The sequence below is a fragment of the Achromobacter aegrifaciens genome, assembly GCF_902859735.1.
Classification (GTDB): Bacteria; Pseudomonadota; Gammaproteobacteria; order Burkholderiales; family Burkholderiaceae_B; genus Achromobacter; species Achromobacter aegrifaciens.
Window position 1 is genome coordinate 950,211 of sequence record NZ_CADIJY010000001.1, and the last position, 21,143, is coordinate 971,353.

Consider the following 21,143-nt stretch of genomic DNA (forward strand, 5'->3'; position numbering starts at 1 on the left):
CCCGCGGCCCCGCATCGACCCGTCCGACTCCGCACAAGGGGAACGCCATGCATTCCGATGCCAAGGCCGCCGTGATGGCGGCCGCCAGCAACAACCCTGTCCATCCCGCGGGGCACCAGCCGCCCGCCACGGCGCAGGAGATCGTCCAGAGTTTCGAGGAAGCCGATCATCACGAGGTCAGCCTGGCGGGCTACCAGCCCGAGGACTGGATCTGCCTGGGTATTTTCTGGACCATGGCGCTGCTGGTCTTCCTGCAGTTCTTTTCGCGCTATGTGCTTAACGACTCCTACGCCTGGACCGAGGAACTGGCCGTCTATTGCCTGATCGGCGTGGTGTTCATAGGCTCGGCCATGTGCGTGCGCGCCTGCCGCCACATCCAGGTGGATTTCCTGTACCGCTACCTGCCGCGCCCTGTCGGTCGCACGCTGGCCACCGTCATCGACCTGCTGCGCACGGCGTTCTTCGGTTATGCGGTGTGGCTCACCTACCGCTACATCGCGCTGGTGGGCGACGAGCCCATGACCACGCTGTTCTGGAACAAGGCCTATGTCTACTGGATGGCGTTGGCGGGATTCGTCCTGATGTTCCTGCGCTCGGTGCAGGTGTCGATCTGCAATTGGCGCCAGGGCTACTCCATCCTGGAAAACCCCGCGGCCTACGAGTCGCAGGACTAGCCGGGGCGGCCCCGGAATCCGACAACGACAACCGGAAGCGAGACATGGGCATACTGATCGGAACCTTTCTGCTGTTGATGATCTTCGGCCTGCCGGTGGCGGTGGCCATGGCAGGCGCATCGCTGCTGTTCGTGCTGATTTCGGGCAGCGTGCCCGACGTGGTGGTGGCGCAGCGCATGATCGCGGGGGTGGAGTCCTTCCCCCTGCTGGCCGTGCCGTTCTTCATCCTGGCCGGCAACCTGATGAACATCGCGGGCATCACCGGCCGCATCTATAACTTCGCGGTTGCGCTGGTGGGCTGGATGCGCGGCGGACTGGGGCAGGTGAACATCATCGGTTCGGTGGTGTTCGCCGGCATGTCGGGTACGGCCATTGCCGACGCCGCGGGCCTGGGCACCATCGAAATCAAGGCCATGAAGGATCACGGCTACGAAACCGAGTTCGCGGTGGGGGTGACGGCCGCCTCGGCCACGCTGGGTCCCATCATTCCGCCGTCGCTGCCCTTCGTCATCTACGGCATGATGGCCAACGTGTCGATCGGCTCGCTGTTCCTGGCCGGCCTGATTCCCGGCGCGGTCCTGACCGTGCTGATGATGCTGACCGTGGCCTATTACGCGCGCCGCAACAACTGGGGCGGCGACGTGTCCTTCGACTGGAAGCGCCTGGGCGCCGCCGGGCTGGAAGTCGGCATCGTGCTGGCGTTCCCGCTGGCGATCTGGCTCATGACCGAGGCCGGCATGTCGGCGAACCTGGCAGCAGGCATCGCCTTTGCCGTGTTGCTGGCGCTGGACTGGCGCTACAACTTTTCGGCGGTGATGGCGCTGATGGCGCCCGTCATCCTGATCGGCGGCATGACGCTGGGCTGGTTCACGCCCACGGAGGCCGCGGTGGCCGCGGTGATATGGGCGTTGTTCCTGGGACTGGTGCGCTATCGCTCCATGACCTTGCGGACCTTGGCCAAGGCGACTTTCGACACCATCGAGACCACGGCGTCGGTGCTGTTCATCGTCACAGCAGCCTCGGTGTTCGCGTGGTTGCTGACCACCACCCAGGCGGCCCAGGCGCTGACCGACGGCATACTCAGCGTGACCCAGAACAAATGGGTGTTCCTGCTGATGGCCAACGTCCTGATCCTGATCGTGGGCTGCTTCATCGACACTATCGCCGCCATCACCATCCTGGTGCCTATCCTGCTGCCCATCGTGCTCAAGCTCGGCATCGACCCGATCCATTTCGGCCTGATCATGACGCTGAACCTGATGATCGGCCTGCTGCATCCGCCCATGGGCATGGTGCTGTTCGTGCTGGCGCGCGTGTCCAAGCTGTCGGTGGAACGGACCACGGTCGCGATCCTGCCGTGGCTGGTGCCGCTGTTCCTGGCGTTGATCGCCATTACCTATATCCCCCAGATCACACTCTGGCTGCCCACCGCCATGGGCATGGCCAAGTAAAAAGGAAGACGTCATGACTGGAAGGCTGCAAGGCAAGACCGCCATCGTTACCGCTGCTGGTCAAGGCATAGGCCGCGCCGTGGCCGAGGCCTACGTCCGCGAAGGCGCCGACGTGCTGGCGCTGGACATCAACGGCGGGGCGCTGGAGACGCTGGCGGGATGCCGGCGCCGCACGCTGGACGTGACCGACGCAGCCGCCATCGGCGCGCTGGTCGCCGAGGCGGGGCCGGTGGACGCGCTGTTCAACGGCGCCGGTTTCGTGCATGCTGGAACCATCCTGGACTGCGACGAAAAGGCCTGGGATTTCTCGTTCGAACTGAATGTGAAATCCATGTACCGCATGATCCGCGCCTGCCTGCCCGGCATGCTGGCGCGGGGCGGCGGCTCCATCGTCAACATGGCCTCGGTGGCGTCCAGCATCAAGGGCGCGCCCAACCGCTGCGTCTACGGCGCCACCAAGGCGGCGGTGATCGGGCTGACCAAGTCCGTGGCCGCGGACTACGTGGGGCAGGGCATACGCTGCAACGCCATCTGCCCGGGCACGGTGGAATCGCCTTCGCTGCGCCAGCGCATCGAGGCGCAGGCCAGCGCCGGCGGGCAGACGCTGGCCGCGGTGGAGGCCGCCTTCGTCGCCCGCCAGCCCATGGGCCGCATCGGCAGCGCCGAGGAAATCGCCCTGCTGGCGGTGTACCTTGCCAGCGACGAGTCCGCCTTCACCACCGGCACCGCCCAGGTCATCGACGGCGGCTGGTCGAACTGAACATTTACTACACACATGAGGAACATGCGATGAAACTGTTGCGCTATGGTGCGAAAGGCGCGGAGAAGCCCGGAATGCTGGACGCCCGCGGGCAGGTGCGGGACCTGTCGGCGGTCCTGCCGGACATAGGCGCCGCCACGCTCACGCGCGCCGGCCTTGCGCCGCTGCGCGCGCTGGACCCGGCCAGCCTGCCGCTGGTGGATCGCCCGGGCCGCCTGGCTCCACCCTGGAGCGGCATGGGCAAGTTCATCTGCATCGGTCTGAACTACGCCGACCACGCAGCGGAGTCGGGCCTGCCGGTGCCGGCCGAGCCTGTGGTCTTCATGAAGCCCACCTCGGCCGTGGTCGGCTGCAACGATCCTGTGGTGCTGCCGCAGGACTCCGTCAAGACCGACTGGGAAGTCGAGCTGGGCGTGGTGATCGGCGAGCGGGCCCGCTACGTCAGCGAGGCGGACGCCATGAAGCACGTGGCCGGTTATTGCGTGGTCAACGACGTGTCCGAGCGTGAATACCAGATCGAGCGCGGCGGTACCTGGGACAAGGGCAAGGGCTGCGATACCTTCGGCCCGGTCGGCCCGTGGCTGGTCACCGCCGACGAGATCGCCGACCCGCAGGCGCTGGACATGTGGCTGGACGTCAATGGCAAGCGCTATCAGAACGGCAGCACCCGCACCATGGTGTTCGGCGTGGCGCAACTGGTGTCCTACGTCAGCCGCTTCATGACCCTGTACCCGGGAGACCTGATCAGCACCGGCACGCCGCCGGGCGTGGGCATGGGCCAGAAGCCGGCGCCCGTGTACCTGAAGGCCGGCGACGAGATGCGGCTGGGCATTGCCGGCCTGGGCGAACAGCAGCAGCGCGTCCACGCCTGGGATCCTGCGCTGATCGACGGTTAGCGGCGCGAGAACGCCAGGAGGCATTCATGTCTGAAACCGATACCGCCGTCATACGCATCCACCCGGCGGACAATGTGGTGATCGCCAGGCGCCAGCTGGCCGGCGGCACGCGCCTGGCTGGCGAAGACGTCGTCGTGCGCGGCCTGGTGCCGCCAGGGCACAAGGTGGCAACGCGCGCCATCGCCGCGGGCGAGCCGGTGCGCCGCTACAACCAGATCATCGGTGTCGCGCGCTGCGACATCGCGCCCGGCGCGCATGTCCACACGCACAACCTGGAGTTCTCCGACTTCGAGCGCGATTACGCCGTGGGCGTCGACGCGCGCGCCACCGATTACGTCGACGCGCCCGCGCAGTTCGACGGCATCGTGCGCGCCGACGGCCGCGTCGCCACGCGCAACTACATCGGCATCCTCACCAGCGTGAACTGTTCGGCCACCGCCGCGCGCGCGATCGCCGACCATTTCCGTCGCGATATCCATCCGGACGCGCTGGCGGCCTATCCCAACGTGGACGGAGTGGTGGCGCTGACGCATGGCGCCGGCTGTGCCACGGGCAGCGAGGGCGAACCGCTGCGCCTCTTGCGCCGCACGCTGGGCGGCTACGCCCGCCATCCCAATTTCGCGGGGCTGCTGGTGCTGGGCCTGGGCTGCGAAACCAACCAGATCGGCGGCCTGATGGAGCAGGAGGGGCTGCGCGAGAGCGGCTTGCTGCATACCTTCAACATCCAGGAGACCGGCGGCACGCGCAAGACCGTGGAGCATGGCATTGAACTGGTGCGCGCCATGCTGGCGCAGGCCGACCGCGTCCAGCGCCAGCCAGTGCCTGCAAGCATGTTGACCGTGGGCCTGCAATGCGGCGGGTCCGACGGCTATTCGGGCATCAGCGCCAATCCGGCGCTGGGCGCCGCAGTGGACCTGCTGGTACGCCATGGCGGCAGCGCCATCCTGTCGGAGACGCCGGAGATCTATGGCGGCGAGCACCTGCTGACCCGGCGCGCCGCCACGCCCGAAGTCGCGGCCAAGCTGCTGGCCCGGCTGCGCTGGTGGGAGGACTACTGCGCCCGCAACGATGCGGAAATGGACAACAACCCCTCGGCCGGCAACAAGGCGGGCGGGCTGACCACCATCCTGGAGAAATCCCTGGGCGCCATCGCCAAGAGCGGCACGACCCGCCTGGCCGACGTGTACGAATACGCCGAAACGGTGAGGGCGCGCGGGTTGGTGTTCATGGATACGCCGGGCTACGACCCGGTGTCCGCCACCGGCCAGGTCGCGGGCGGCGCCAACCTGATCTGCTTCACCACCGGCCGCGGCTCGGCCTACGGCTGTGCGCCCGCGCCGTCCTTGAAGCTGTCGACCAACACGGCGCTGTGGCAACGGCAGTCCGATGACATCGACATCAATTGCGGCGAAGTGGTTGACGGCGCGCAAAGCGTGGCCGGCATGGGCGAGCGCATATTCCGTCTGATGCTGGAAACAGCCTCGGGCCGGCGCACGCGCAGCGAGGAACATGGCTACGGCCAGAACGAGTTCGTGCCTTGGCAGTTGGGCGCGGTGATGTAGGCGCCCGGCGTCGGCCAGGGGTTTCCAGCATTCCACAGGACCATTCATGAAGATTACCCAAGCGCGCGTCATCGTCTGCAGCCCCGGCCGCAATTTCGTTACCTTGAAGATCGAAACCGATGAAGGCCTGTACGGCATCGGCGATGCCACGCTCAATGGCCGTGAGCTGGCCGTGGCGGCCTACCTGACCGAGCACGTGATTCCCTGCCTCATCGGCCGCGATCCGCAGCAGATCGAGGATATCTGGCAGTACCTGTACCGCGGCGCATATTGGCGGCGCGGTCCGGTCACCATGTCCGCGATCGCCGCCGTGGACACGGCCTTGTGGGACATCAAGGCCAAGGCCGCAGGCATGCCGCTGTACCAGTTGCTGGGCGGCAAGAGCCGTTCGGGCGTCATGGTCTACGGCCACGCCAATGGCCGCGACATCGACGAAACCGTGGACGAGGTGCTGCGCTACCGCGAGATGGGCTATCTGGCCATCCGCGCGCAAAGCGGGGTGCCGGGCCTGAACTCGGTCTATGGCGTGGGGCGCGGCCGCATGTTCTACGAACCCGCCGACGGGTCCTTGCCCTCCGAGCATGATTGGTCCACGGAAAAGTATCTGGACCACGCGCCGCGCCTGTTCCAGCGGGTGCGCGACGCAGTGGGCTGGGACACCCATCTGCTGCACGATGTGCATCACCGGCTCACGCCCATCGAGGCCGGCCGCCTGGGCAAGTCGCTGGAGCCCTACCGCCTGTTCTGGATGGAGGACGCCACGCCCGCGGAAAACCAGGAAGCCTTCCGGCTGATCCGCCAGCACACGGTCACGCCGATCGCGGTGGGCGAAGTCTTCAACACCATCTGGGACTGCAAGGACCTGATCGAAAACCAGCTGATCGACTACATCCGCGCCACGGTGGTGCATGCGGGCGGCATCACGCATCTGCGCCGCATTGCCGATCTGGCCGCGCTCTATCAGGTGCGGACCGGCTGCCATGGCGCCACCGACCTGTCGCCAGCCTGCATGGGAGCCGCTCTGCATTTCGACCTGTGGGTGCCGAATTTCGGCATCCAGGAGTACATGCGGCACACGGACGAAACGGACGCAGTGTTTCCCCATGCTTACAGCTTCAATCAGGGCATGCTATACCCTGGCGACGCGCCGGGCCATGGTGTCGACATCGACGAAAAGCTCGCCGCCAGATATCCCTACCAACGCGCCTACCTGCCGGTCAACCGGCAGGCGCATGATGGCGCACTATGGCACTGGTAATCCATGCTCGAACGTTTGAATTCGGAGTCCCTGGCGCATCTGCCCGAGGACGTGGAATCTCCCGCCTATGACCGCAGCCGGGTCACGCCCGGCATCGTGCATCTGGGCATAGGCGCTTTCCACCGCGCCCACCAGGCGGTGGTGACGGACCTGGCCATGGCCGCCAGCGGGGACCTGAGTTGGGGCATCGTGGGCGTTTCGCTGCGCAGCCCCGCCACGCGCGACGCGCTGACGCCGCAGGACGGCCTGTACACCCTGGCGCTGCGCGACGCCGGCCCGGATGGGCAGTTGCGGGAACAGTTGCGGGTGGTCGGGTCTGTGTTGCGGGTCGTGGTGGCCGAGGAAGATCCCCAGGCGGTGCTGGAGCGCATCGCGTCCGCCCAGACGCGCATCGTCAGCCTGACCGTCACCGAGAAGGGCTACAGCCACGAACCGTCCACCGGCCACCTGCGCTGGGATGACCCGGACATCGTGCACGACCTTGCGCATCCGGTCAGGCCGCGCAGCACCATCGGCATCCTGGTGTACGGCCTGGCGCTGCGGCGCGAACGCAGCTTGCCCCCCGTCACGCTGCTGTCCTGCGACAACCTGCACGCCAACGGTGACACGCTGCGCAGCCTGGTGCTGGCCTTCGCCTTGCGGGTCGACGTGGGCCTGACCGCATGGATCGACAACAACTGCACTTTTCCGAATTCCATGGTGGACCGCATCGTGCCGGGCACGCAGGACGAAGACCGCGCGCGCGTGGCAGAGCGCCTGGGATTCGAGGACGCCTGGCCGGTGGTGGGTGAACCCTTCCTCAACTGGGTCATCGAGGACAAGTTCGCGGCCGGCAGGCCTGCCTGGGACGCGGCCGGCGCGAACTTTGTGCGCAACGCGGCGCCGTACGAACGCCTGAAGCTGCGCATGGTCAACGCGCCGCATTCCGCGTTCGCGTACCTGGGCTCGATGCTGGGTCTGCGCACCAATAGCGAAGCCGCCGCGACGCCGGCGCTGCGCCGCTATGTGGACGACATGATGCGGCTGGAGCTTGCGCCCACGCTGCGCGGCGTTCCGGGATCAGGGCTGGATGAGTATCGCCAGCGCTTCCTGGCGCGGGTGTCCAATCCGGCGCTGCCTCACCTCACCCGGCAGGTCGCGATGGATGGTTCGCAGAAGGTGCCGCAGCGCCTGCTGGCCGCCATCCGCGACCGCAAGCAACGGGGCGACGATTTCAGCCGGCTGGCCATGTCCGTAGCCGCCTGGCTGCATTACCTGCGCGGATACGACGAGCAGGGCAACACTTATGCCATCCAGGATCCGCTGGCCGGCGCGCTTGCCAAACTGCTGGCGCGCGCCGAGGTGGCCGCAACGGCTTCGGCTCCCTCCCAGGCAGCGCATCGGCGCGCCACGGTGATGGCGGGATTCCGGCCTGTTTTCGGCGACCTGGGCAGCAAGCCCGTATTTGTCGAGGCGCTGGCCCTGCAGCTGGAACGCCTGCGGACGCTCGGCGTGCTGGGCGCGCTGGAGGCGCTGGAGCAGGACGCGGCGAGGGAAGACTCGGCGCAGCCCGTGCCGGCCGCTTGACCGCTGGCGGCGCGCCGCCAGCATCCATAAGGAGCGCAGCATGGCAAGGTCGGAAGGCGTGGGCGCGGCGCATTGGCAGGAATGGGGCGAAGCGTGCTTGCGGGTCCTGGATTTCAATGACGACGACGGCCACTGCCTGGCGTCCAGCCTGGCGCAGACCAGCCTGTGGGGCATTGACTCGCATGGCATCGCGCGGCTGCCGCACTACCTGAACCGGGTCGTCCATGGCTCCATCCTGGCGCGGCCACAAATCCGTATCGAGCAGAGCGGGGCGGCTTGTGCGCAGGTGCATGGCGGCAGGGGCCATGGCATCGTGGTGGCGCACCGGGCCAACGAGACGGCCATGGCGCTGGCGCGCGAGGCGGGCGTGGGCGCCGTCGGCGTCAGCGACTCTTCGCATTGCGGAGCCATCGGCCTGTACACGCGCGCGGCTGCTCGGCAAGGGCTGATCGGCATGGCCTACACGCATTCCGATTCCATTGCCGCACCGTTCGGCGGCCGGCAACCGTATTTCGGCACCAATCCCATTTCTTTCGCTTTCCCCAGACAGGATGGCGAGCCGCTGTGCCTGGACATGGCGACGACTTCAATCCCGTGGAACCGGGTCATGAACGCGCGTCGTGATGGCGCGGAACTGCCCGCGGGCGTAGCGCTGGATGCCGCGGGGCATAGCGTGACCGACGCGGAGCGTGTCCGCGCCTTGACGCCCTTGGGCGGCGACTACGGCCACAAAGGCTACGGCTTGGCGATGATGGTCGAGCTCTTATGCGGGCCGCTCAACGGCAATCCCCATGGACCGCACATCGGTCCCATGTACGAGCAGTTGGATCGTCCGCGCGAACTGGGGGCGTTTTTCATCGTCATCGATCCCGCTCGGTTCGCGGGCGGCGCGACGTTGGCCGCCGTGGTGGCGGGCATGGCGGCCGAACTGGCGGCGCAGCCCGGTTCGCCATGCATGCCGGGCGATCCCGAACTGGCCTCGCAGGCGCAGCGCCAGGCCGCGGGGATTCCGGTGCCGCCGGCCTTGAAGGCCGAAATGGCCGAATGGAGCGCCAGGTTGGGGCTTGCGCTGCCGCCGTTCACACCGCTGGACGGCCAGGCCTGAGCGCAGCCGTCCCGCTACGCAGGAAGCGTCAGCGGACCAGGCCGAAGAACTCCATCGTGTTGCGGCTCAGAATCTTCTGCTGCACGTCCGGCAGCAGGCCAGCGTGGGTCACCAGCTTGCCCACTTCCTGTTCGCCCAGGGGATAGGGGTAGTCGGAACCCAGCAGCACCCGGTCTTCGCCCATTACGTCGATCAGCAGGCGCAGCGCGCGCGGGTCGAACACCGCGCTGTCGGTGTAGAAGCGGTCGGTGTACGAAGAGGGCAGCTGCGGACAGTCCTGGCGGATGATGTCGCGATGGCGCCAGGCATTGTCCACGCGGCCCAGCAGGAAGGCGAAGCTGCCGCCGCCGTGCGCGAAACAGAGCTTCAGGCTGCGCGGGATGCGCTCGAATGCGCCGGACAGGATCAGCGACAGGATGCCCAGCTGGGTTTCAGCGGGCATGGAGACCAGCCACGGCAACATCCATTTCTTCATGCGGCCGTCGGTCATCATGTCCCAGGGATGCACCAGCACCGGGATGTGATCGTTGGCGCAGTGGATCAGGAACTGCACCAGGGTCTCGTCGTCCAGGTCGCGCGGGCCGACGTGGTTGCCGATCTGCACGCCCAGGTGGCCGGCGGCGCGGGCGCGCGACGCTTCCTTGCAGGCCAGCTCCAGATCCTGCAGCGGCACCTGCGCCAGCGCCTTCAGGCGCGCTGGCGCATGGGCGCAGTGTTCCAGCGCCAGGTCGTTCATGCGCGCCGCCCAGTCGGCGGCGGCCCGGGCCGGATAGGAGTAGCCGAACATGATGGGCGTCGCACAGAGGATCTGCAGGTCTACGCCGTTGCGGTCCATCTGTTCCAGGCGCAGGGCCGGGTCCCACAAGGTGGCGTCCACCGGGCGGAACGGGCGGTCACCCGCCATGATCTGGCCGCTCGAACCGTCGCCGTCCAGCCGCAGCCAGGGCGCGTTGACGGGGTCCAGCGCCGCCGCTTCCTGCCGGGTGATCGGCGGGAAGAAGTGCGCGTGCATGTCGATTTTCTGGGTCATGTGCAAAGGAAAAGAAGTCGGTCGGGCGCGTGGCGGTGTGGCGCAAGATCGGGCAAAAGGAACCGCCCCTAGGCCGGGGCCGCCTGCGCGGAGGGCGCATGCCCCTTGCCCGGATGGATCTCGCCGCAGCTGGGACAGGTGCGTTTCTCGGTGCTGGAATAAAAGGCCTGGAACAGCGGCGGCAGGTCGGTCACGATGCTCTTGAGCTGTACCTCCACGCGGTGCACCAGGCTGCGGCATTGCGGGCAATACCATTCGAAGCCGTCCAGCAGGCCTTCAGGGCGCTGGCGTTCGATGACCAGGCAGGCGCTGTCGGTCTCGGGTCGTTGCGGCGAATGCCGCACGTGCGGCGGCAGAAGGAAAATATCGCCTTCCTTCAGATCCACGCGCTCGGGCTTGCCGTCCACCCACAGCGACAGCCAGGCGTTGCCGCGCAATTGGTAGAAGAACTCTTCCAGCGGGTCGTCGTGGTAGTCGGTGCGGTGGTTCGGGCCGCCGACCACGGTGACGATGAAGTCGGCGTCCTGCCAGATCTGCTGGTTGCCGACCGGTGGCTTGAGCAGGTGCGCGTGGTCGTCTATCCAGCGCTGGAAGTTCAACGGCGGGCCATAGGCAGGCATGCGGATCTCCGGAAGTCTGGGGGCGGACCGGGGCTGCCCCATAGCCCGCAGTCTAGGCGGGACCTTGCGGGCCTGCACAATAGAAATTACGCCGCCGGGTATGCGGCTTGTCTATGGCGGGATAACCCTGACCTGTCTGTCAACCGACGGCTTCAGCGCGCTGCGCCGCGATCTGCTTCAGATGGTCCACCAGGCGCTGGCAGGCCGGCGTCAGCGGGCGGTCCGCGCGCACCGAGTAGCCCACGTCGCCGAATGCGCCGAAGGCGTCGGTGGGCAGGCGCGCGAGCATGCCCGTGGCCAGGAACGGCGCTGCCGCGTCGTAAGGCAGCAGCGCCAGCGCGTCGCTGTGCATGAGCACGCCGATATTGGTCAGGAGCGATAGCGATTCGACATGCCGGGCCGGCAGGCGCAGGCCGGCGTCCAGGAAGCTGCGCTCGATCGAAGCGCGCAGCGGCGAGCTGGCGGCGGGCAGGATCCAGATGTGATCGGTCAGCGCGGCCAGCGGTGCGGACGGCGCGCCGGCCAGGGGATGGGCGGCGCGCGCCACCAGGCACAGCTCCTCGCGGTACAGCTTGTGATGGTCCACCGCCACGCCGGAGATCGATGCCATGTCGGCGCCGGGCAGGCGGCCCACCACGATGTCCAGGTCGCCCGTGGCCAGCGCCGGCAGCAACTGGGAGGTCGGCCCTTCGCGCACGCTGACCTGGATGCCGGGGTGCGCGGTCATCAGGCGCGCAATCGCCTCGGGCAGCAGCTTGGCCGACGCAGCGATGAGCGTACCCACCACCACATGGCCGCTGGCCCCGCCCAGCACCGCGTCGATGTCGTCGGCCATGTAGCGGATCTCGGCCATCATGGCCTGGACCCGGCGGCCCAGCACCACGGCCAGCTCCGTCGGCGTCACGCCGCGGTTGGAACGGTCGAACAACGACGCGCCGAAGAAGGACTCCAGTTCGTGGATGGCCTTGGTGACGGTGGGCTGGGTCAGATGCAGCTCGCTGGCGGCGCGCGACAGCGAACGGCATGCCAGCACGCGCTCGAACACCTGCAATTGGTGCAGCTTCAGCTTGCGGCTGAGCGCGTTGGGCGTGATGCGGAAGTCCGACATGCGTCGCTAGCGCACTTGCGGCTTGTAGGCGACCGCCTTGATCTCGATCAGCAGCTGCGGGTGCGGCAGCTGATGCACGGCGACGGTGGTACGGGCCGGACCGTCGGAGTCGAAGTACTCGCCGTACACCTGGTTGTAGCCGCCGAAATCATTCATGTTGACGAGGAAGGTGCTGATCTCGACCACGTCGGCCAGCGTCGCATCGGCCGTGGCCAGGATGTCGCGAATGTTCTCGATGACGGCGCGCGTCTGCACCCGGATGTCCAGCGTGGCGGTGCCCATGGCGTCGACCTCGGCGCCCGCGATGCGGTTGTCGGGCAAGCGGGAGCTGGTGCCGGAGACATACAGGAAATCGCCCGCGCGCTTGATGTGCGGATACTTGCCGCGGGGCGTGGCCTTGCCGGCGACGACGGTGGCGCTGACGCCGGGCTGGGGTTGGTTCATCGCGTCTTCCTTTGCGTGGGGTGGTCAGAGCTTAATGCAGACATTGGTGGGTTCGGTATAGAAATGCAGCGAATGGCGTCCGCCTTCACGGCCGATGCCCGAAAGGCCGCTGCCGCCGAACGGTGTGCGCAGGTCGCGCAGGAACCAGCAGTTGACCCAGGCCAGGCCGACCTTCATGGCCTGCGCCACGCGGTGGCCGCGCGTGAGGTTCTGCGTCCAGACGGCCGCGGCCAGGCCGTAGCGCGTGTCGTTGGCCAGTCTGATGGCTTCTTCTTCGGTGTCGAAGGGCGCCACGTGGCAGACCGGGCCGAAGACTTCCTCCTTGATGCAGCGGGCGGTCTCGGGCAGGCCGGTCCAGATCGTGGGCTGCACGTAGGCGCCTTCGTCGCGCGCATCGCCGAATATCGGCACGCCGCCGCCGGACACCACCGTCGCGCCTTCCTCTCGCGCCAGGGCGAAGTACGACAGCACCTTCTCGCGATGCTCGCGCGACACCAGCGGTCCCATCTCGGTGGCGGGATCCATGGGCCAGCCGATGCGCAAGGCGTCGGCGCGAGCGGCCAGCGCCGCGACGAAGCGTTCGTAAATCGGGCGCTCGACATAGACGCGCTCGGTGCACAGGCAGACCTGCCCGCAATTGGCGAACACCGATTGCGTCACGCCATCCACGGCCGCATCGAAGTCGGCGTCGGCGAACACCAGCGCGGCGTTCTTGCCGCCCAGCTCGAACGACACCGGCTTCACGCCCGGCGCCACGGCCCGCATGATGGCCGCGCCCGTGGCCGACTCGCCCGTGAAGGTGATGCCGTCGATGTCCGGATGGGTGGTCATGAATTCGCCCGCCGAGCCAGGTCCGAAGCCATGCGCCAGGTTCAGCACGCCGGCCGGCAGCCCGGCTTCATGCGCGACCTCGGCCAGCAGCGTGGCCGTGGACGGCGTGACTTCGGACGGCTTCATGATCACCGTATTGCCGAACGCCAGCGCCGGCGCCACCTTCCAGGTCAGCAACAGGAGCGGCAGGTTCCAGGGCGAAATCACGCCCACCACGCCCAGCGGCTTGCGGTAGGCGTAGTTCAGCGCCTGGCGGCCATCGGGCGTGTCCGTCATGTAGCTTTCCATGTCCAGCGTGCGCGCCAGTTCCGCGAAGGCGCGGAAATTGGCCGCGCCGCGCGGGATGTCGATCTTGCCTGCCCAACCCACCGGCTTGCCGGTGTCGCCGATCTCGGCCTGCAGGAAGTCGTCGAAGCGCCGCGTGATGCCGTCGGCCAGGGCCAGCAGATGATCGGTGCGCTCGGCCACCGACAGCCCCGCCCAGGCGGGCAGGGCTCGGTGCGCCGCCGCCACCGCGCGGTCGATCTGGTCGCGGTTGGCTTCGTGGACCTGGGCGACCAGGCGCCCGTCCACCGGGCTGTGCTTGTCGAAGGTGGACGCGCCGTCTTCGAAGCGGCCGTCGATGTAGTTGCGCAATTGTCGGATCGTCATGTGCAGGTGCTTGGTGGGATTGCAAAATAAATACGTATACGTACTATATTGGCGGATCCGGAGAAGCGCAAGGTTTCCTCGCCATCTCCGACTTTGCGCACGCCTGCGCCTACAATCGCCAGGCGTATTCCTTGGAAGCCCGATGACCGCCAACGCCAGACCCGCCCGTGCCAAGCAGGCCGCTCCCCAGGCCTTGCAGGCGTTCGACCTGACCCAGGTCGCGTCCCATCTGCTGCGCCGGGCCCATTTCCGGGCCGAGGCCCTGTTCGCGCAGGCCTTTCCCGACGAAGACCTGACCCCGCGGCAGAAGGCGCTGCTGATCACCGTCTACCAGAATCCCGGCGCGACCCAGAATCGCATCGCCGAACTGATCGCGCTGGACCGCAATTCCTTCGCTGAAATGATCGCGCGCATGACCAAGAAGGGCTATGTGCGCCGCAAGCGCTCAGCCCAGGACGGGCGCGCCTATGCGCTGGAGATCACGGAAGAGGGCATTGCTCTGTTGGCGCGCATCCTGCCGCAGGATGCCGCGGTCGAGGCGGAGGTCCTGGCGCCCATCCCTGAGGATTTGCGGCCCGTGTTCCTGAAATGCCTGCGCCTGATGGCGGGGCTGGAGCAGCAGGACGATGCCTGAGCGCGTCTGATTCAGGCGTCCGCTGCAGGCGCCGAGTCCGACGCGGGCGCGCTCTTCCTGCCGAAGCGCAGCGCGAACTGGCGCGTGAACACCGCACCGAAGAAGAAGATCTGCGCCGAATAGTAGATCCACAGCAGCAGCGCGATCAGCGACCCCGCCGCGCCGTAGGCCGACACCGCCGCGCCCCGGCTGAGATAGACGCCGATGCCCCACTTGCCCACCAGGAACAGCGCCGCGGTCACAATGGCGCCCGGGATCACGTCCGGCCACGAGATCTTCGCGCTTGGCAGCAGCTTGTAGATGACCGCGAACAGCGCCACCACGATGGAGAAGGAAAACAGGCTGGAAATCCACTCCGCCACCAGGGCGAAGGACGAAGCCGTCCAGAGATCGCCGTAATAACCCCGTGCGGCTCCGAGCGCGGCGTTCACCGTCAGCGATATCAAGAGGAATAGCGCCAGCACCAGCACCAGGCCGAACGACAGCATGCGGCTGCGGACCATGCCGTGCAGCCCGCCTTTCTGGTTGGCGGAGACTTCCCACAGTTCGTCCAGGCTGGCCTTCAGTTCCGCGAAGGCCGTGGTGGCGCTGAAGATCAGCACGAAGATCGAGATCAGCGCCGCGATCCAGCCCTTGCCTGATTCATGGGCGCTGGCCAGCACCGTCTGGATGACTTCAGCGCCGCGCTCGCCGGTCAGCTCGCGCAGTTGTGAGAACAACTCCGAGCGCACCGCGTCTTCGCCGAAGAACGCGCCCGCCACCGCGATCACCAGGATCAGCATGGGCGCAAGCGAAAACACCATGTACAGCGCCAGCGCCGCGCCCTTGCTGGAGGCGCGATGGGTGGACCACTGTTTGGCCGAGTCCATCAACAGCCCGCCGATTTCGGACGGACGCAGGGCGCGCAACAGGGTCGGGGGCAAACGCATGGGACTCGGCTCATTCTGGGGGAGCCTTCATTGTAGGGACGCATGCGCTGCGGCGAAACCCGCAGATTGTGCGCAAACGTGTTCTTTGGCGAGGCCGCGTTGCGGAAAAAAGAAAAACCCCCGGGGCGAAGGACCGGGGGTTTTTCGGGATACTGCATTCCCCGGCCGGAGCCGGGGAGGCCTTGCAAGGATGGCGGGACTTAGAAGTCCATGCCGCCCATGCCGCCCATGCCACCGGGCATGGCCGGAGCAGCGGGCTTGTCTTCGGCCAGTTCGACCACGGCAGCTTCGGCGGTCAGCAGCAGGCTGGCGACGGAAGCGGCGTTCTGCAGGGCGGTGCGGGTCACCTTGGTGGGATCCAGCACGCCTTGCTCGACCAGGTCGGTGTACTCGCCGGTCGCGGCGTTGTAGCCGTAGTTGCCCTTGCCGTTCAGCACGGTGTTGACGACCACGCTGGCTTCTTCGCCGGCGTTGGTGACGATGGTGCGCAGCGGCTCTTCCACAGCACGCAGGATCAGCTTGATGCCGGCGTTCTGGTCAGGCGTGTCGCCCTTCAAGTCAGCGATGGCTTGCTTGGCGCGCAGCAGAGCAACGCCGCCGCCAGCCACAACGCCTTCTTCCACTGCAGCGCGGGTGGCGTGCAGGGCGTCTTCGACGCGAGCCTTCTTTTCCTTCATTTCGACTTCGGTGGCAGCGCCAACGCGAATCACGGCAACGCCGCCGGCCAGCTTGGCCACGCGTTCTTGCAGCTTTTCACGGTCGTAGTCGGACGTGGCTTCTTCGATCTGGACGCGGATTTGCTTGACGCGAGCTTCGATCGACTTGCTGTCGCCAGCGCCGTCGATGATGGTCGTGTTTTCCTTGCCCACTTCGATGCGCTTGGCTTGGCCCAGTTCAGCCAGGCCGGCCTTCTCCAGCGACATGCCGGTTTCTTCGGAGATCACCGTGCCGCCCGTCAGGATGGCGATGTCTTCCAGCATGGCCTTGCGGCGGTCGCCGAAGCCAGGAGCCTTGACGGCGGTCGTCTTCAGGATGCCGCGGATGTTGTTCACAACCAGGGTAGCCAGGGCTTCGCCTTCGACGTCTTCAGCGATGATCAGCAGCGGACGGCTCGACTTGGCAACTTGTTCCAGCACGGGCAGCAGGTCGCGGATGTTGCTGATCTTCTTGTCGAAAATCAGGACAAACGGATCTTCCAGAGCGGCAACTTGCTTGTCCGGGTTGTTGATGAAGTAGGGCGACAGGTAGCCGCGGTCGAATTGCATGCCTTCGACGACGTCCAGCTCGTTTTCCAGCGACTTGCCGTCTTCGACGGTGATGACGCCTTCCTTGCCGACCTTGTCCATCGCGTCAGCGATGATCTGGCCGATGGAGGTGTCGCTGTTGGCGGAGATCGAGCCGACCTGGGCGATTTCCTTGCTGGTCGTGACCGGCTTGGATTGCTTCTTCAGTTCAGCGACGGCGGCGGCGACAGCCTTGTCGATGCCGCGCTTCAGGTCGATCGGGTTGAAACCGGCGGCAACGTACTTCAGGCCTTCCATGACGATGGCCTGGGCCAGCACGGTGGCGGTGGTGGTGCCGTCACCGGCGTTGTCGGAGGTCTTGGAGGCAACGTCCTTGACCAGCTGGGCGCCGATGTTTTCGAACTTGTCCTTCAGTTCGATTTCCTTGGCGACGGACACGCCGTCCTTGGTCACGGTCGGGGCGCCGAACGAGCGCTCCAGCACGACGTTGCGACCCTTGGGGCCCAGGGTGGTCTTGACAGCGTTGGCGAGAACATTCACGCCGCGGACGATGCGCACGCGGGCGTCGTCACCGAACAATACTTGCTTGGCAGCCATTTCTTAGCTTCCTTCGAAAATTCGTTTGAGGCGGGGTTTACTGGACCACGGCGAGGATTTCGTCCTCGCGGATGACGAGCAGCTCTTCGCCGTCAACCTTCACGGACTGGCCGGCGTACTTGCCGAACAGCACCTTGTCGCCAGCCTTCAGGTCGACCGGCAGGATCTTGCCGTCTTCGGTCTTCTTGCCGGGGCCGACGGCCACGACTTCACCCTGGTCGGGCTTTTCAGCGGCGCTGTCGGGGATAACGATGCCCGATGCAGTCTTGCGCTCGTTTTCGAGGCGTTTGACGATCACGCGATCGCCCAGGGGACGCAAGGCCATGAGGAACTCCTGTTGCAAAAAAGAGAAGGAAATGATCGGTTAGGCCCGGGAACGCTTGTTAGCACTCACCGGTGTCGAGTGCTAATTATAGGGATGATGTTCTAGGGTTCAAGGGGGAGGGGGCTGGTTGTTACATATTGGGGAGCTGTATGGCGTCTAACTTCATTGAGGCGGAAGTTAGACGAGCAGCCGGCAAGCACGGCGACAAGGGACAGGCGTGCAAACACGGGGAGGGAAACAGCCCCAGTACGCTGTGATAGCAGCCATAATCAATTCAACCTGGCCTCGAGTGAAGGCAGGAGTTCAGTTTTGGCTCCCACATAAACCGGTAGCGGGTGGGCCGTAGCGTACTCAGTGCGGAATATCTCAATGATGACACCGGAAACGCCAGGCGACGACGCGGTACGGACCCGCAACCACGGGCCACTGCCCCAGGGTTTTCGGGCTGGATTGATTACGGCCATCACGGTATTGCTCGGCTTTTCGCTGGGTTTCCTGCGCTACTGGGGCTTCGACGCGCCGGGCGATTGGAGCGCGCTGTCCGTGCTGCCCGGCGTGTCCCTCTTGCTCGCCAGCCTGCTGCAGATAATTGCTCTCTACCGCGCCTTGCGTCTGGAGGATGAAGCCGAGAATGAATACCGGAAAACCGTGCGGTGGTTCATTACGTCGGCGATGCTGCTGTTGCTGGGTGTGACAGCGGCGTTGTGGGAGGTAGCGTGATACGCCGCCCGTGCCGCTGGAAAATTAGGGTAATCCGGGATTCTTTAAGCCTAAACTTTTATGAAGAATGAGCGGCAGACGCAGGACCGCCGCCGCATGAGGCATCGAGGCGGTTCTCCGTGGTGCGGCATGTGACGCACCGTACGCGGGATCGCGGGGTGAGCCCCCATAGGGAGAATCGCATGCTGTTGCGTAGACGTTGCCTGGCAATGATGATGCTGGCGCTGACTGGCTGGGTGACGGGCAGCCATGCGCAAACGCCGTCTCAGGCCTGGCCCGTCAAGCCCGTGCGCCTGGTCGTGGGCCTGGCGCCCGGAGGGCTGGTCGACGTGCTGGCACGCACGGTGCAGCCGCACTTGGCCGAAGCATTGAAGCAGACCGTTATCGTGGAGAATCGGGGCGGTGCGGGCGGCAACTTGGCGGGCGCCGAGGTTGTGCGCAACGGTGGAGACAACCATACCTTTCTGCTCAATCCATCGACGACCGAATCGGTCAATCCACTGATGTTCGCCAGCATGCCGTTCGATCCGCAGCGGGACCTGCGGCCGGTTGCCTTGCTGGCCAACAGCCAGTTGTTCCTGTTTGTCCGGTCCTCGCTTGGCGTCGATACGCTCGAAGAATTCGTGGAATATGCGCGCAAGCAGCCCGCTCCTCTCAATTACGGTTCGGCCGGAAACGGCACGACGCCGCATCTGGCCGGCGAGCTGCTCAAGCAGGCTACTGGCATGCAGGCTACCCATGCGCCTTATCGCGGCGTGGCGCCGGCGATACAAGACCTGGCAGCGGGCCAGATCGACTTCGCGTTTGGACCCGCCACGGTCTTTCCCATGGTGCAAGCGGGCAAACTGAAGGTACTTGCGGTGGCAAGCCGGCAACGCGCTGCCGTGGCGCCCGACATACGAACCTTTTCCGAGGTCGGCATCGACGGTGTTTTCGCAGACAGCCTGTTTGGCGTGTATGCCGCCGCTGGCACCCGCGATGACGTGGTCGATCGCATGAACGCCGAAATCAATAAAGTGCTTGCGAGGCCGGAGATCCAGGCGCGCTTTCTCGATGCGGGCGCCGAGGCGCTACCGCTGCGTGTGGCGGACTATGCCGCGCGCGTGCAGGACGAAAAGAAATTGTTCGCCCCGTTGATGAAGTCGTTGGGGCTGAAGGAACAGTAGATAGAACAACGATAAACGCTCTGCCTGCGCAGCTCATTCGACTCTACGGCTTCATCCTTCCTCGCGCGAGGCAATCTCCGCGGCAAGCTCGGAAAGCGATACCGCGCCCAAGCGTTGCAGCAAGGCATGCTCGCCTTCGCGCAGGGAATCCGCCACCAATTGGTTCGCGGCTCGTTCCACGGGGCAGGCAGGATTGTCGTCGGCTGGCCCGATGGTAAAGACCGTGCCATGGGCGATGGCTTCATGGACATCGCGCGCGGTGATGGTTTCCAGTCCCCTGGCCAGTACCCAGCCGCCGTTGCGCCCGCCCGTGGAGGTCACCATGCCGGCGGTACGCAGCGCCGCCATGGATCGGCGCACCACCACCTCATTCGTATGCAGCATCTGGGCCAGCGTTCCAGAAGTGGTCGTGCCGCCGCGCAAATGCATGTGAATCAAGACGTGCAGCAGACGGGCAAGGCGGGTGTCATTGGCCATGGGATCAGTTACCGTAACCACAGGTGTTACGGTATTATAGCTGCACCGGATACTTCTTGAGAGCTTGCCCGATGATCGACCTTGAAACACGCGATGTGACCGTCAACGGCATCACGCTCAATGTCACGGCCCAGGGCGAAGGTCCACTCGTCGTGCTGTGCCACGGCTTTCCCGAGACCGCTTATGCCTGGCGCCATCAGCTGCCCGCCCTGGCCCGTGCGGGATTCCGCGCCGTGGCCCCGGATTTGCGCGGTTATGGCGCCAGCGACAGTCCGGCGGATGTGGCGGCGTTCACAACATTGGATATCATCGGCGACCTGGTCGCGATTATCGAAAGCGAGGGGGCCGATGATGCGGTGATCGTGGGGGGCGATTGGGGCGCCAGCATCGCATGGCAGGCAGCCCAACTGCGTCCGGACCGCTTTCGGGCCGTCGTCGCCCTGGGCGTTCCCATGATGCGCAGAGCGCCGGTTGCACCCAGCCGCCTCTTCCCCAGAACCGAGTCCGCTGCGTTTTACACGCATTACTTCAACGAGCCGGGAGTTGCTGAAGAGGAGTTCGAGCGCGACATCAGCGCGACCCTGCGCGCCATCTACTTCGCGGCGTCGGGCGACGCCGGGCCGCGTGACGACCCCGCCACGCCCAATCCGTTTGGCATGGTAGCCGCTGGCCGTGGCCTGCTCGATTCGCTGCCTGTCCCCCAGACGTTGCCGGCCTGGCTTACTCCGTCGGATCTGGCGACCTTTGTCCAAAGCTACACCGCCAGCGGTTTTCGTGGCGGCCTCAACTATTACCGGAATCTGGACCGCAATTGGGCGCTGCAGGGGGCCTTTGAGGGAAAGACGGTGGATGTGCCTGCGCTTTATCTCGTAGGGGAAAGGGATACGGGCCTGGCGATTCCCGGCATGGACCAGATCATCGCGGCCATGCCGGCCCTCGTTCCCCAACTCCGCGCTGCTGAAGTCATTCCCGGCGCGGGGCATTGGTTGCAACAGGAAGCCCCCGAGGCAGTCAACAAGGCGCTCGTCGATTTCCTGAGGAGCCTTTGACCGTGTGAAGAAGCCATACTGCAATATCGCGTTGAAACTGCGCCAG

At 65.9% G+C, this 21,143-nt stretch carries 21 protein-coding genes; 12 read left to right on the forward strand and 9 right to left on the reverse strand.

From position 1 onward, the window contains the following. Positions 1-47 precede the first annotated feature (47 nt). The 8 genes from HV766_RS04280 to HV766_RS04315 are packed head-to-tail and all read left to right on the forward strand — an operon-like array spanning position 48 to position 9,272. Positions 48-674 carry a TRAP transporter small permease gene (locus HV766_RS04280; protein WP_125472475.1) on the forward strand — a complete coding sequence of 209 codons (627 nt, stop codon included), beginning with the start codon at positions 48-50 and terminating at the stop codon, positions 672-674. Between the two features lie 44 nt (positions 675-718). Further along, positions 719-2,125, forward strand: a complete 1,407-nt coding sequence (locus tag HV766_RS04285; RefSeq protein WP_125472474.1) for a TRAP transporter large permease — start codon at positions 719-721, stop codon at positions 2,123-2,125. Positions 2,126-2,138: 13 nt separating this feature from the next. Beyond that, positions 2,139-2,885 carry an SDR family oxidoreductase gene (locus tag HV766_RS04290; RefSeq protein WP_054451918.1) on the forward strand — a complete coding sequence of 249 codons (747 nt, stop codon included), beginning with the start codon at positions 2,139-2,141 and terminating at the stop codon, positions 2,883-2,885. Between the two features lie 29 nt (positions 2,886-2,914). Further along, positions 2,915-3,781, forward strand: a complete 867-nt coding sequence (locus HV766_RS04295; protein WP_054451917.1) for a fumarylacetoacetate hydrolase family protein — start codon at positions 2,915-2,917, stop codon at positions 3,779-3,781. A 26-nt stretch (positions 3,782-3,807) separates the two neighbouring features. Further along, positions 3,808-5,343, forward strand: a complete 1,536-nt coding sequence (locus HV766_RS04300; RefSeq protein ID WP_119451998.1) for a UxaA family hydrolase — start codon at positions 3,808-3,810, stop codon at positions 5,341-5,343. A 46-nt stretch (positions 5,344-5,389) separates the two neighbouring features. Beyond that, complete coding sequence (gene manD / locus HV766_RS04305) at positions 5,390-6,601, forward strand: D-mannonate dehydratase ManD (protein ID WP_054451915.1); 1,212 nt, start codon at positions 5,390-5,392, stop codon at positions 6,599-6,601. A 3-nt stretch (positions 6,602-6,604) separates the two neighbouring features. Next, positions 6,605-8,167 (forward strand): mannitol dehydrogenase family protein, encoded by a 1,563-nt coding sequence (locus tag HV766_RS04310; protein WP_175180625.1) that lies wholly within the window; start codon positions 6,605-6,607, stop codon positions 8,165-8,167. A gap of 40 nt (positions 8,168-8,207) precedes the next feature. Continuing rightward, on the forward strand, positions 8,208-9,272 hold the full coding sequence (locus HV766_RS04315) for an Ldh family oxidoreductase (RefSeq protein WP_175180626.1): 1,065 nt from the start codon (positions 8,208-8,210) through the stop codon (positions 9,270-9,272). A 28-nt stretch (positions 9,273-9,300) separates the two neighbouring features. On the opposite strand, the gene HV766_RS04320 is transcribed toward HV766_RS04315, so the two are convergent. From HV766_RS04320 to HV766_RS04340, 5 genes are all read right to left on the reverse strand, one after another. Then, positions 9,301-10,302 carry an amidohydrolase family protein gene (locus tag HV766_RS04320; RefSeq protein WP_125472468.1) on the reverse strand — a complete coding sequence of 334 codons (1,002 nt, stop codon included), beginning with the start codon at positions 10,300-10,302 and terminating at the stop codon, positions 9,301-9,303. A 68-nt stretch (positions 10,303-10,370) separates the two neighbouring features. After that, positions 10,371-10,922: a 3-hydroxyanthranilate 3,4-dioxygenase gene (locus tag HV766_RS04325; RefSeq protein WP_119452003.1), complete on the reverse strand. Its 552-nt coding sequence runs from the start codon at positions 10,920-10,922 to the stop codon at positions 10,371-10,373. A 139-nt stretch (positions 10,923-11,061) separates the two neighbouring features. After that, positions 11,062-12,030, reverse strand: a complete 969-nt coding sequence (locus tag HV766_RS04330) for a LysR substrate-binding domain-containing protein (protein WP_054451910.1) — start codon at positions 12,028-12,030, stop codon at positions 11,062-11,064. A 6-nt stretch (positions 12,031-12,036) separates the two neighbouring features. Further along, complete coding sequence (locus tag HV766_RS04335) at positions 12,037-12,474, reverse strand: RidA family protein (RefSeq protein WP_119452004.1); 438 nt, start codon at positions 12,472-12,474, stop codon at positions 12,037-12,039. Positions 12,475-12,498: 24 nt separating this feature from the next. Further along, positions 12,499-13,956, reverse strand: a complete 1,458-nt coding sequence (locus tag HV766_RS04340) for a 2-hydroxymuconic semialdehyde dehydrogenase (protein WP_175180627.1) — start codon at positions 13,954-13,956, stop codon at positions 12,499-12,501. 142 nt (positions 13,957-14,098) lie between these two features. On the opposite strand from HV766_RS04340, the gene HV766_RS04345 reads away from it, so the two are divergent. Then, positions 14,099-14,590: a MarR family winged helix-turn-helix transcriptional regulator gene (locus HV766_RS04345; protein ID WP_119452006.1), complete on the forward strand. Its 492-nt coding sequence runs from the start codon at positions 14,099-14,101 to the stop codon at positions 14,588-14,590. 11 nt (positions 14,591-14,601) lie between these two features. Here HV766_RS04345 and HV766_RS04350 read toward each other — a convergent pair whose 3' ends face one another. The 3 genes from HV766_RS04350 to groES all read right to left on the reverse strand — a co-directional run bounded on the left by HV766_RS04350 (position 14,602) and on the right by groES (position 17,685). Continuing rightward, the gene (locus HV766_RS04350) at positions 14,602-15,519 is read right to left on the reverse strand and encodes a YihY/virulence factor BrkB family protein (protein ID WP_054451906.1); all 918 of its coding nucleotides are present in this window, start codon (positions 15,517-15,519) and stop codon (positions 14,602-14,604) included. Between the two features lie 200 nt (positions 15,520-15,719). Beyond that, positions 15,720-17,360, reverse strand: coding sequence for a chaperonin GroEL (gene groL / locus HV766_RS04355; protein WP_054451905.1), 1,641 nt, complete (start codon positions 17,358-17,360; stop codon positions 15,720-15,722). Positions 17,361-17,397: 37 nt separating this feature from the next. Beyond that, positions 17,398-17,685 carry a co-chaperone GroES gene (gene groES, locus HV766_RS04360; protein WP_006221616.1) on the reverse strand — a complete coding sequence of 96 codons (288 nt, stop codon included), beginning with the start codon at positions 17,683-17,685 and terminating at the stop codon, positions 17,398-17,400. A gap of 369 nt (positions 17,686-18,054) precedes the next feature. On the opposite strand from groES, the gene HV766_RS04365 reads away from it, so the two are divergent. Both HV766_RS04365 and HV766_RS04370 read left to right on the forward strand, forming a co-directional pair. After that, a complete protein-coding gene (locus HV766_RS04365; protein ID WP_054451904.1) occupies positions 18,055-18,405 on the forward strand; it encodes a hypothetical protein in 351 nt (116 codons plus the stop codon). A gap of 182 nt (positions 18,406-18,587) precedes the next feature. Continuing rightward, entirely contained in the window at positions 18,588-19,571 is a 984-nt protein-coding gene (locus HV766_RS04370) for a Bug family tripartite tricarboxylate transporter substrate binding protein (protein WP_175180628.1), read from the forward strand. Between the two features lie 51 nt (positions 19,572-19,622). On the opposite strand, the gene HV766_RS04375 is transcribed toward HV766_RS04370, so the two are convergent. Then, positions 19,623-20,048, reverse strand: a complete 426-nt coding sequence (locus HV766_RS04375) for an RrF2 family transcriptional regulator (protein ID WP_054451902.1) — start codon at positions 20,046-20,048, stop codon at positions 19,623-19,625. 71 nt (positions 20,049-20,119) lie between these two features. Here HV766_RS04375 and HV766_RS04380 point away from each other — a divergent pair, with 71 nt between their 5' ends. Next, positions 20,120-21,097 (forward strand): alpha/beta fold hydrolase, encoded by a 978-nt coding sequence (locus HV766_RS04380; RefSeq protein ID WP_175180629.1) that lies wholly within the window; start codon positions 20,120-20,122, stop codon positions 21,095-21,097. Positions 21,098-21,143 lie beyond the last annotated feature (46 nt).

Excerpts from the sequence above, each read along its gene's own strand:
- HV766_RS04315 (WP_175180626.1), top strand. The coding sequence starts at position 8,208 with ATGGCAAGGTCGGAAGGCGTGGGCGCGGCGCATTGGCAGGAATGGGGC.
- HV766_RS04330 (WP_054451910.1), bottom strand. The coding sequence starts at position 12,030 with ATGTCGGACTTCCGCATCACGCCCAACGCGCTCAGCCGCAAGCTGAAG.
- HV766_RS04280 (WP_125472475.1), top strand. The coding sequence starts at position 48 with ATGCATTCCGATGCCAAGGCCGCCGTGATGGCGGCCGCCAGCAACAAC.
- groL (WP_054451905.1), bottom strand. The coding sequence starts at position 17,360 with ATGGCTGCCAAGCAAGTATTGTTCGGTGACGACGCCCGCGTGCGCATC.
- HV766_RS04325 (WP_119452003.1), bottom strand. The coding sequence starts at position 10,922 with ATGCCTGCCTATGGCCCGCCGTTGAACTTCCAGCGCTGGATAGACGAC.
- HV766_RS04310 (WP_175180625.1), top strand. The coding sequence starts at position 6,605 with ATGCTCGAACGTTTGAATTCGGAGTCCCTGGCGCATCTGCCCGAGGAC.
- HV766_RS04345 (WP_119452006.1), top strand. The coding sequence starts at position 14,099 with ATGACCGCCAACGCCAGACCCGCCCGTGCCAAGCAGGCCGCTCCCCAG.
- HV766_RS04285 (WP_125472474.1), top strand. The coding sequence starts at position 719 with ATGGGCATACTGATCGGAACCTTTCTGCTGTTGATGATCTTCGGCCTG.
- HV766_RS04300 (WP_119451998.1), top strand. The coding sequence starts at position 3,808 with ATGTCTGAAACCGATACCGCCGTCATACGCATCCACCCGGCGGACAAT.
- HV766_RS04320 (WP_125472468.1), bottom strand. The coding sequence starts at position 10,302 with ATGACCCAGAAAATCGACATGCACGCGCACTTCTTCCCGCCGATCACC.
- HV766_RS04370 (WP_175180628.1), top strand. The coding sequence starts at position 18,588 with ATGCTGTTGCGTAGACGTTGCCTGGCAATGATGATGCTGGCGCTGACT.
- HV766_RS04340 (WP_175180627.1), bottom strand. The coding sequence starts at position 13,956 with ATGACGATCCGACAATTGCGCAACTACATCGACGGCCGCTTCGAAGAC.
- HV766_RS04380 (WP_175180629.1), top strand. The coding sequence starts at position 20,120 with ATGATCGACCTTGAAACACGCGATGTGACCGTCAACGGCATCACGCTC.
- HV766_RS04350 (WP_054451906.1), bottom strand. The coding sequence starts at position 15,519 with ATGCGTTTGCCCCCGACCCTGTTGCGCGCCCTGCGTCCGTCCGAAATC.
- HV766_RS04365 (WP_054451904.1), top strand. The coding sequence starts at position 18,055 with ATGATGACACCGGAAACGCCAGGCGACGACGCGGTACGGACCCGCAAC.
- HV766_RS04290 (WP_054451918.1), top strand. The coding sequence starts at position 2,139 with ATGACTGGAAGGCTGCAAGGCAAGACCGCCATCGTTACCGCTGCTGGT.
- HV766_RS04335 (WP_119452004.1), bottom strand. The coding sequence starts at position 12,474 with ATGAACCAACCCCAGCCCGGCGTCAGCGCCACCGTCGTCGCCGGCAAG.
- manD (WP_054451915.1), top strand. The coding sequence starts at position 5,390 with ATGAAGATTACCCAAGCGCGCGTCATCGTCTGCAGCCCCGGCCGCAAT.
- groES (WP_006221616.1), bottom strand. The coding sequence starts at position 17,685 with ATGGCCTTGCGTCCCCTGGGCGATCGCGTGATCGTCAAACGCCTCGAA.
- HV766_RS04295 (WP_054451917.1), top strand. The coding sequence starts at position 2,915 with ATGAAACTGTTGCGCTATGGTGCGAAAGGCGCGGAGAAGCCCGGAATG.
- HV766_RS04375 (WP_054451902.1), bottom strand. The coding sequence starts at position 20,048 with ATGGCCAATGACACCCGCCTTGCCCGTCTGCTGCACGTCTTGATTCAC.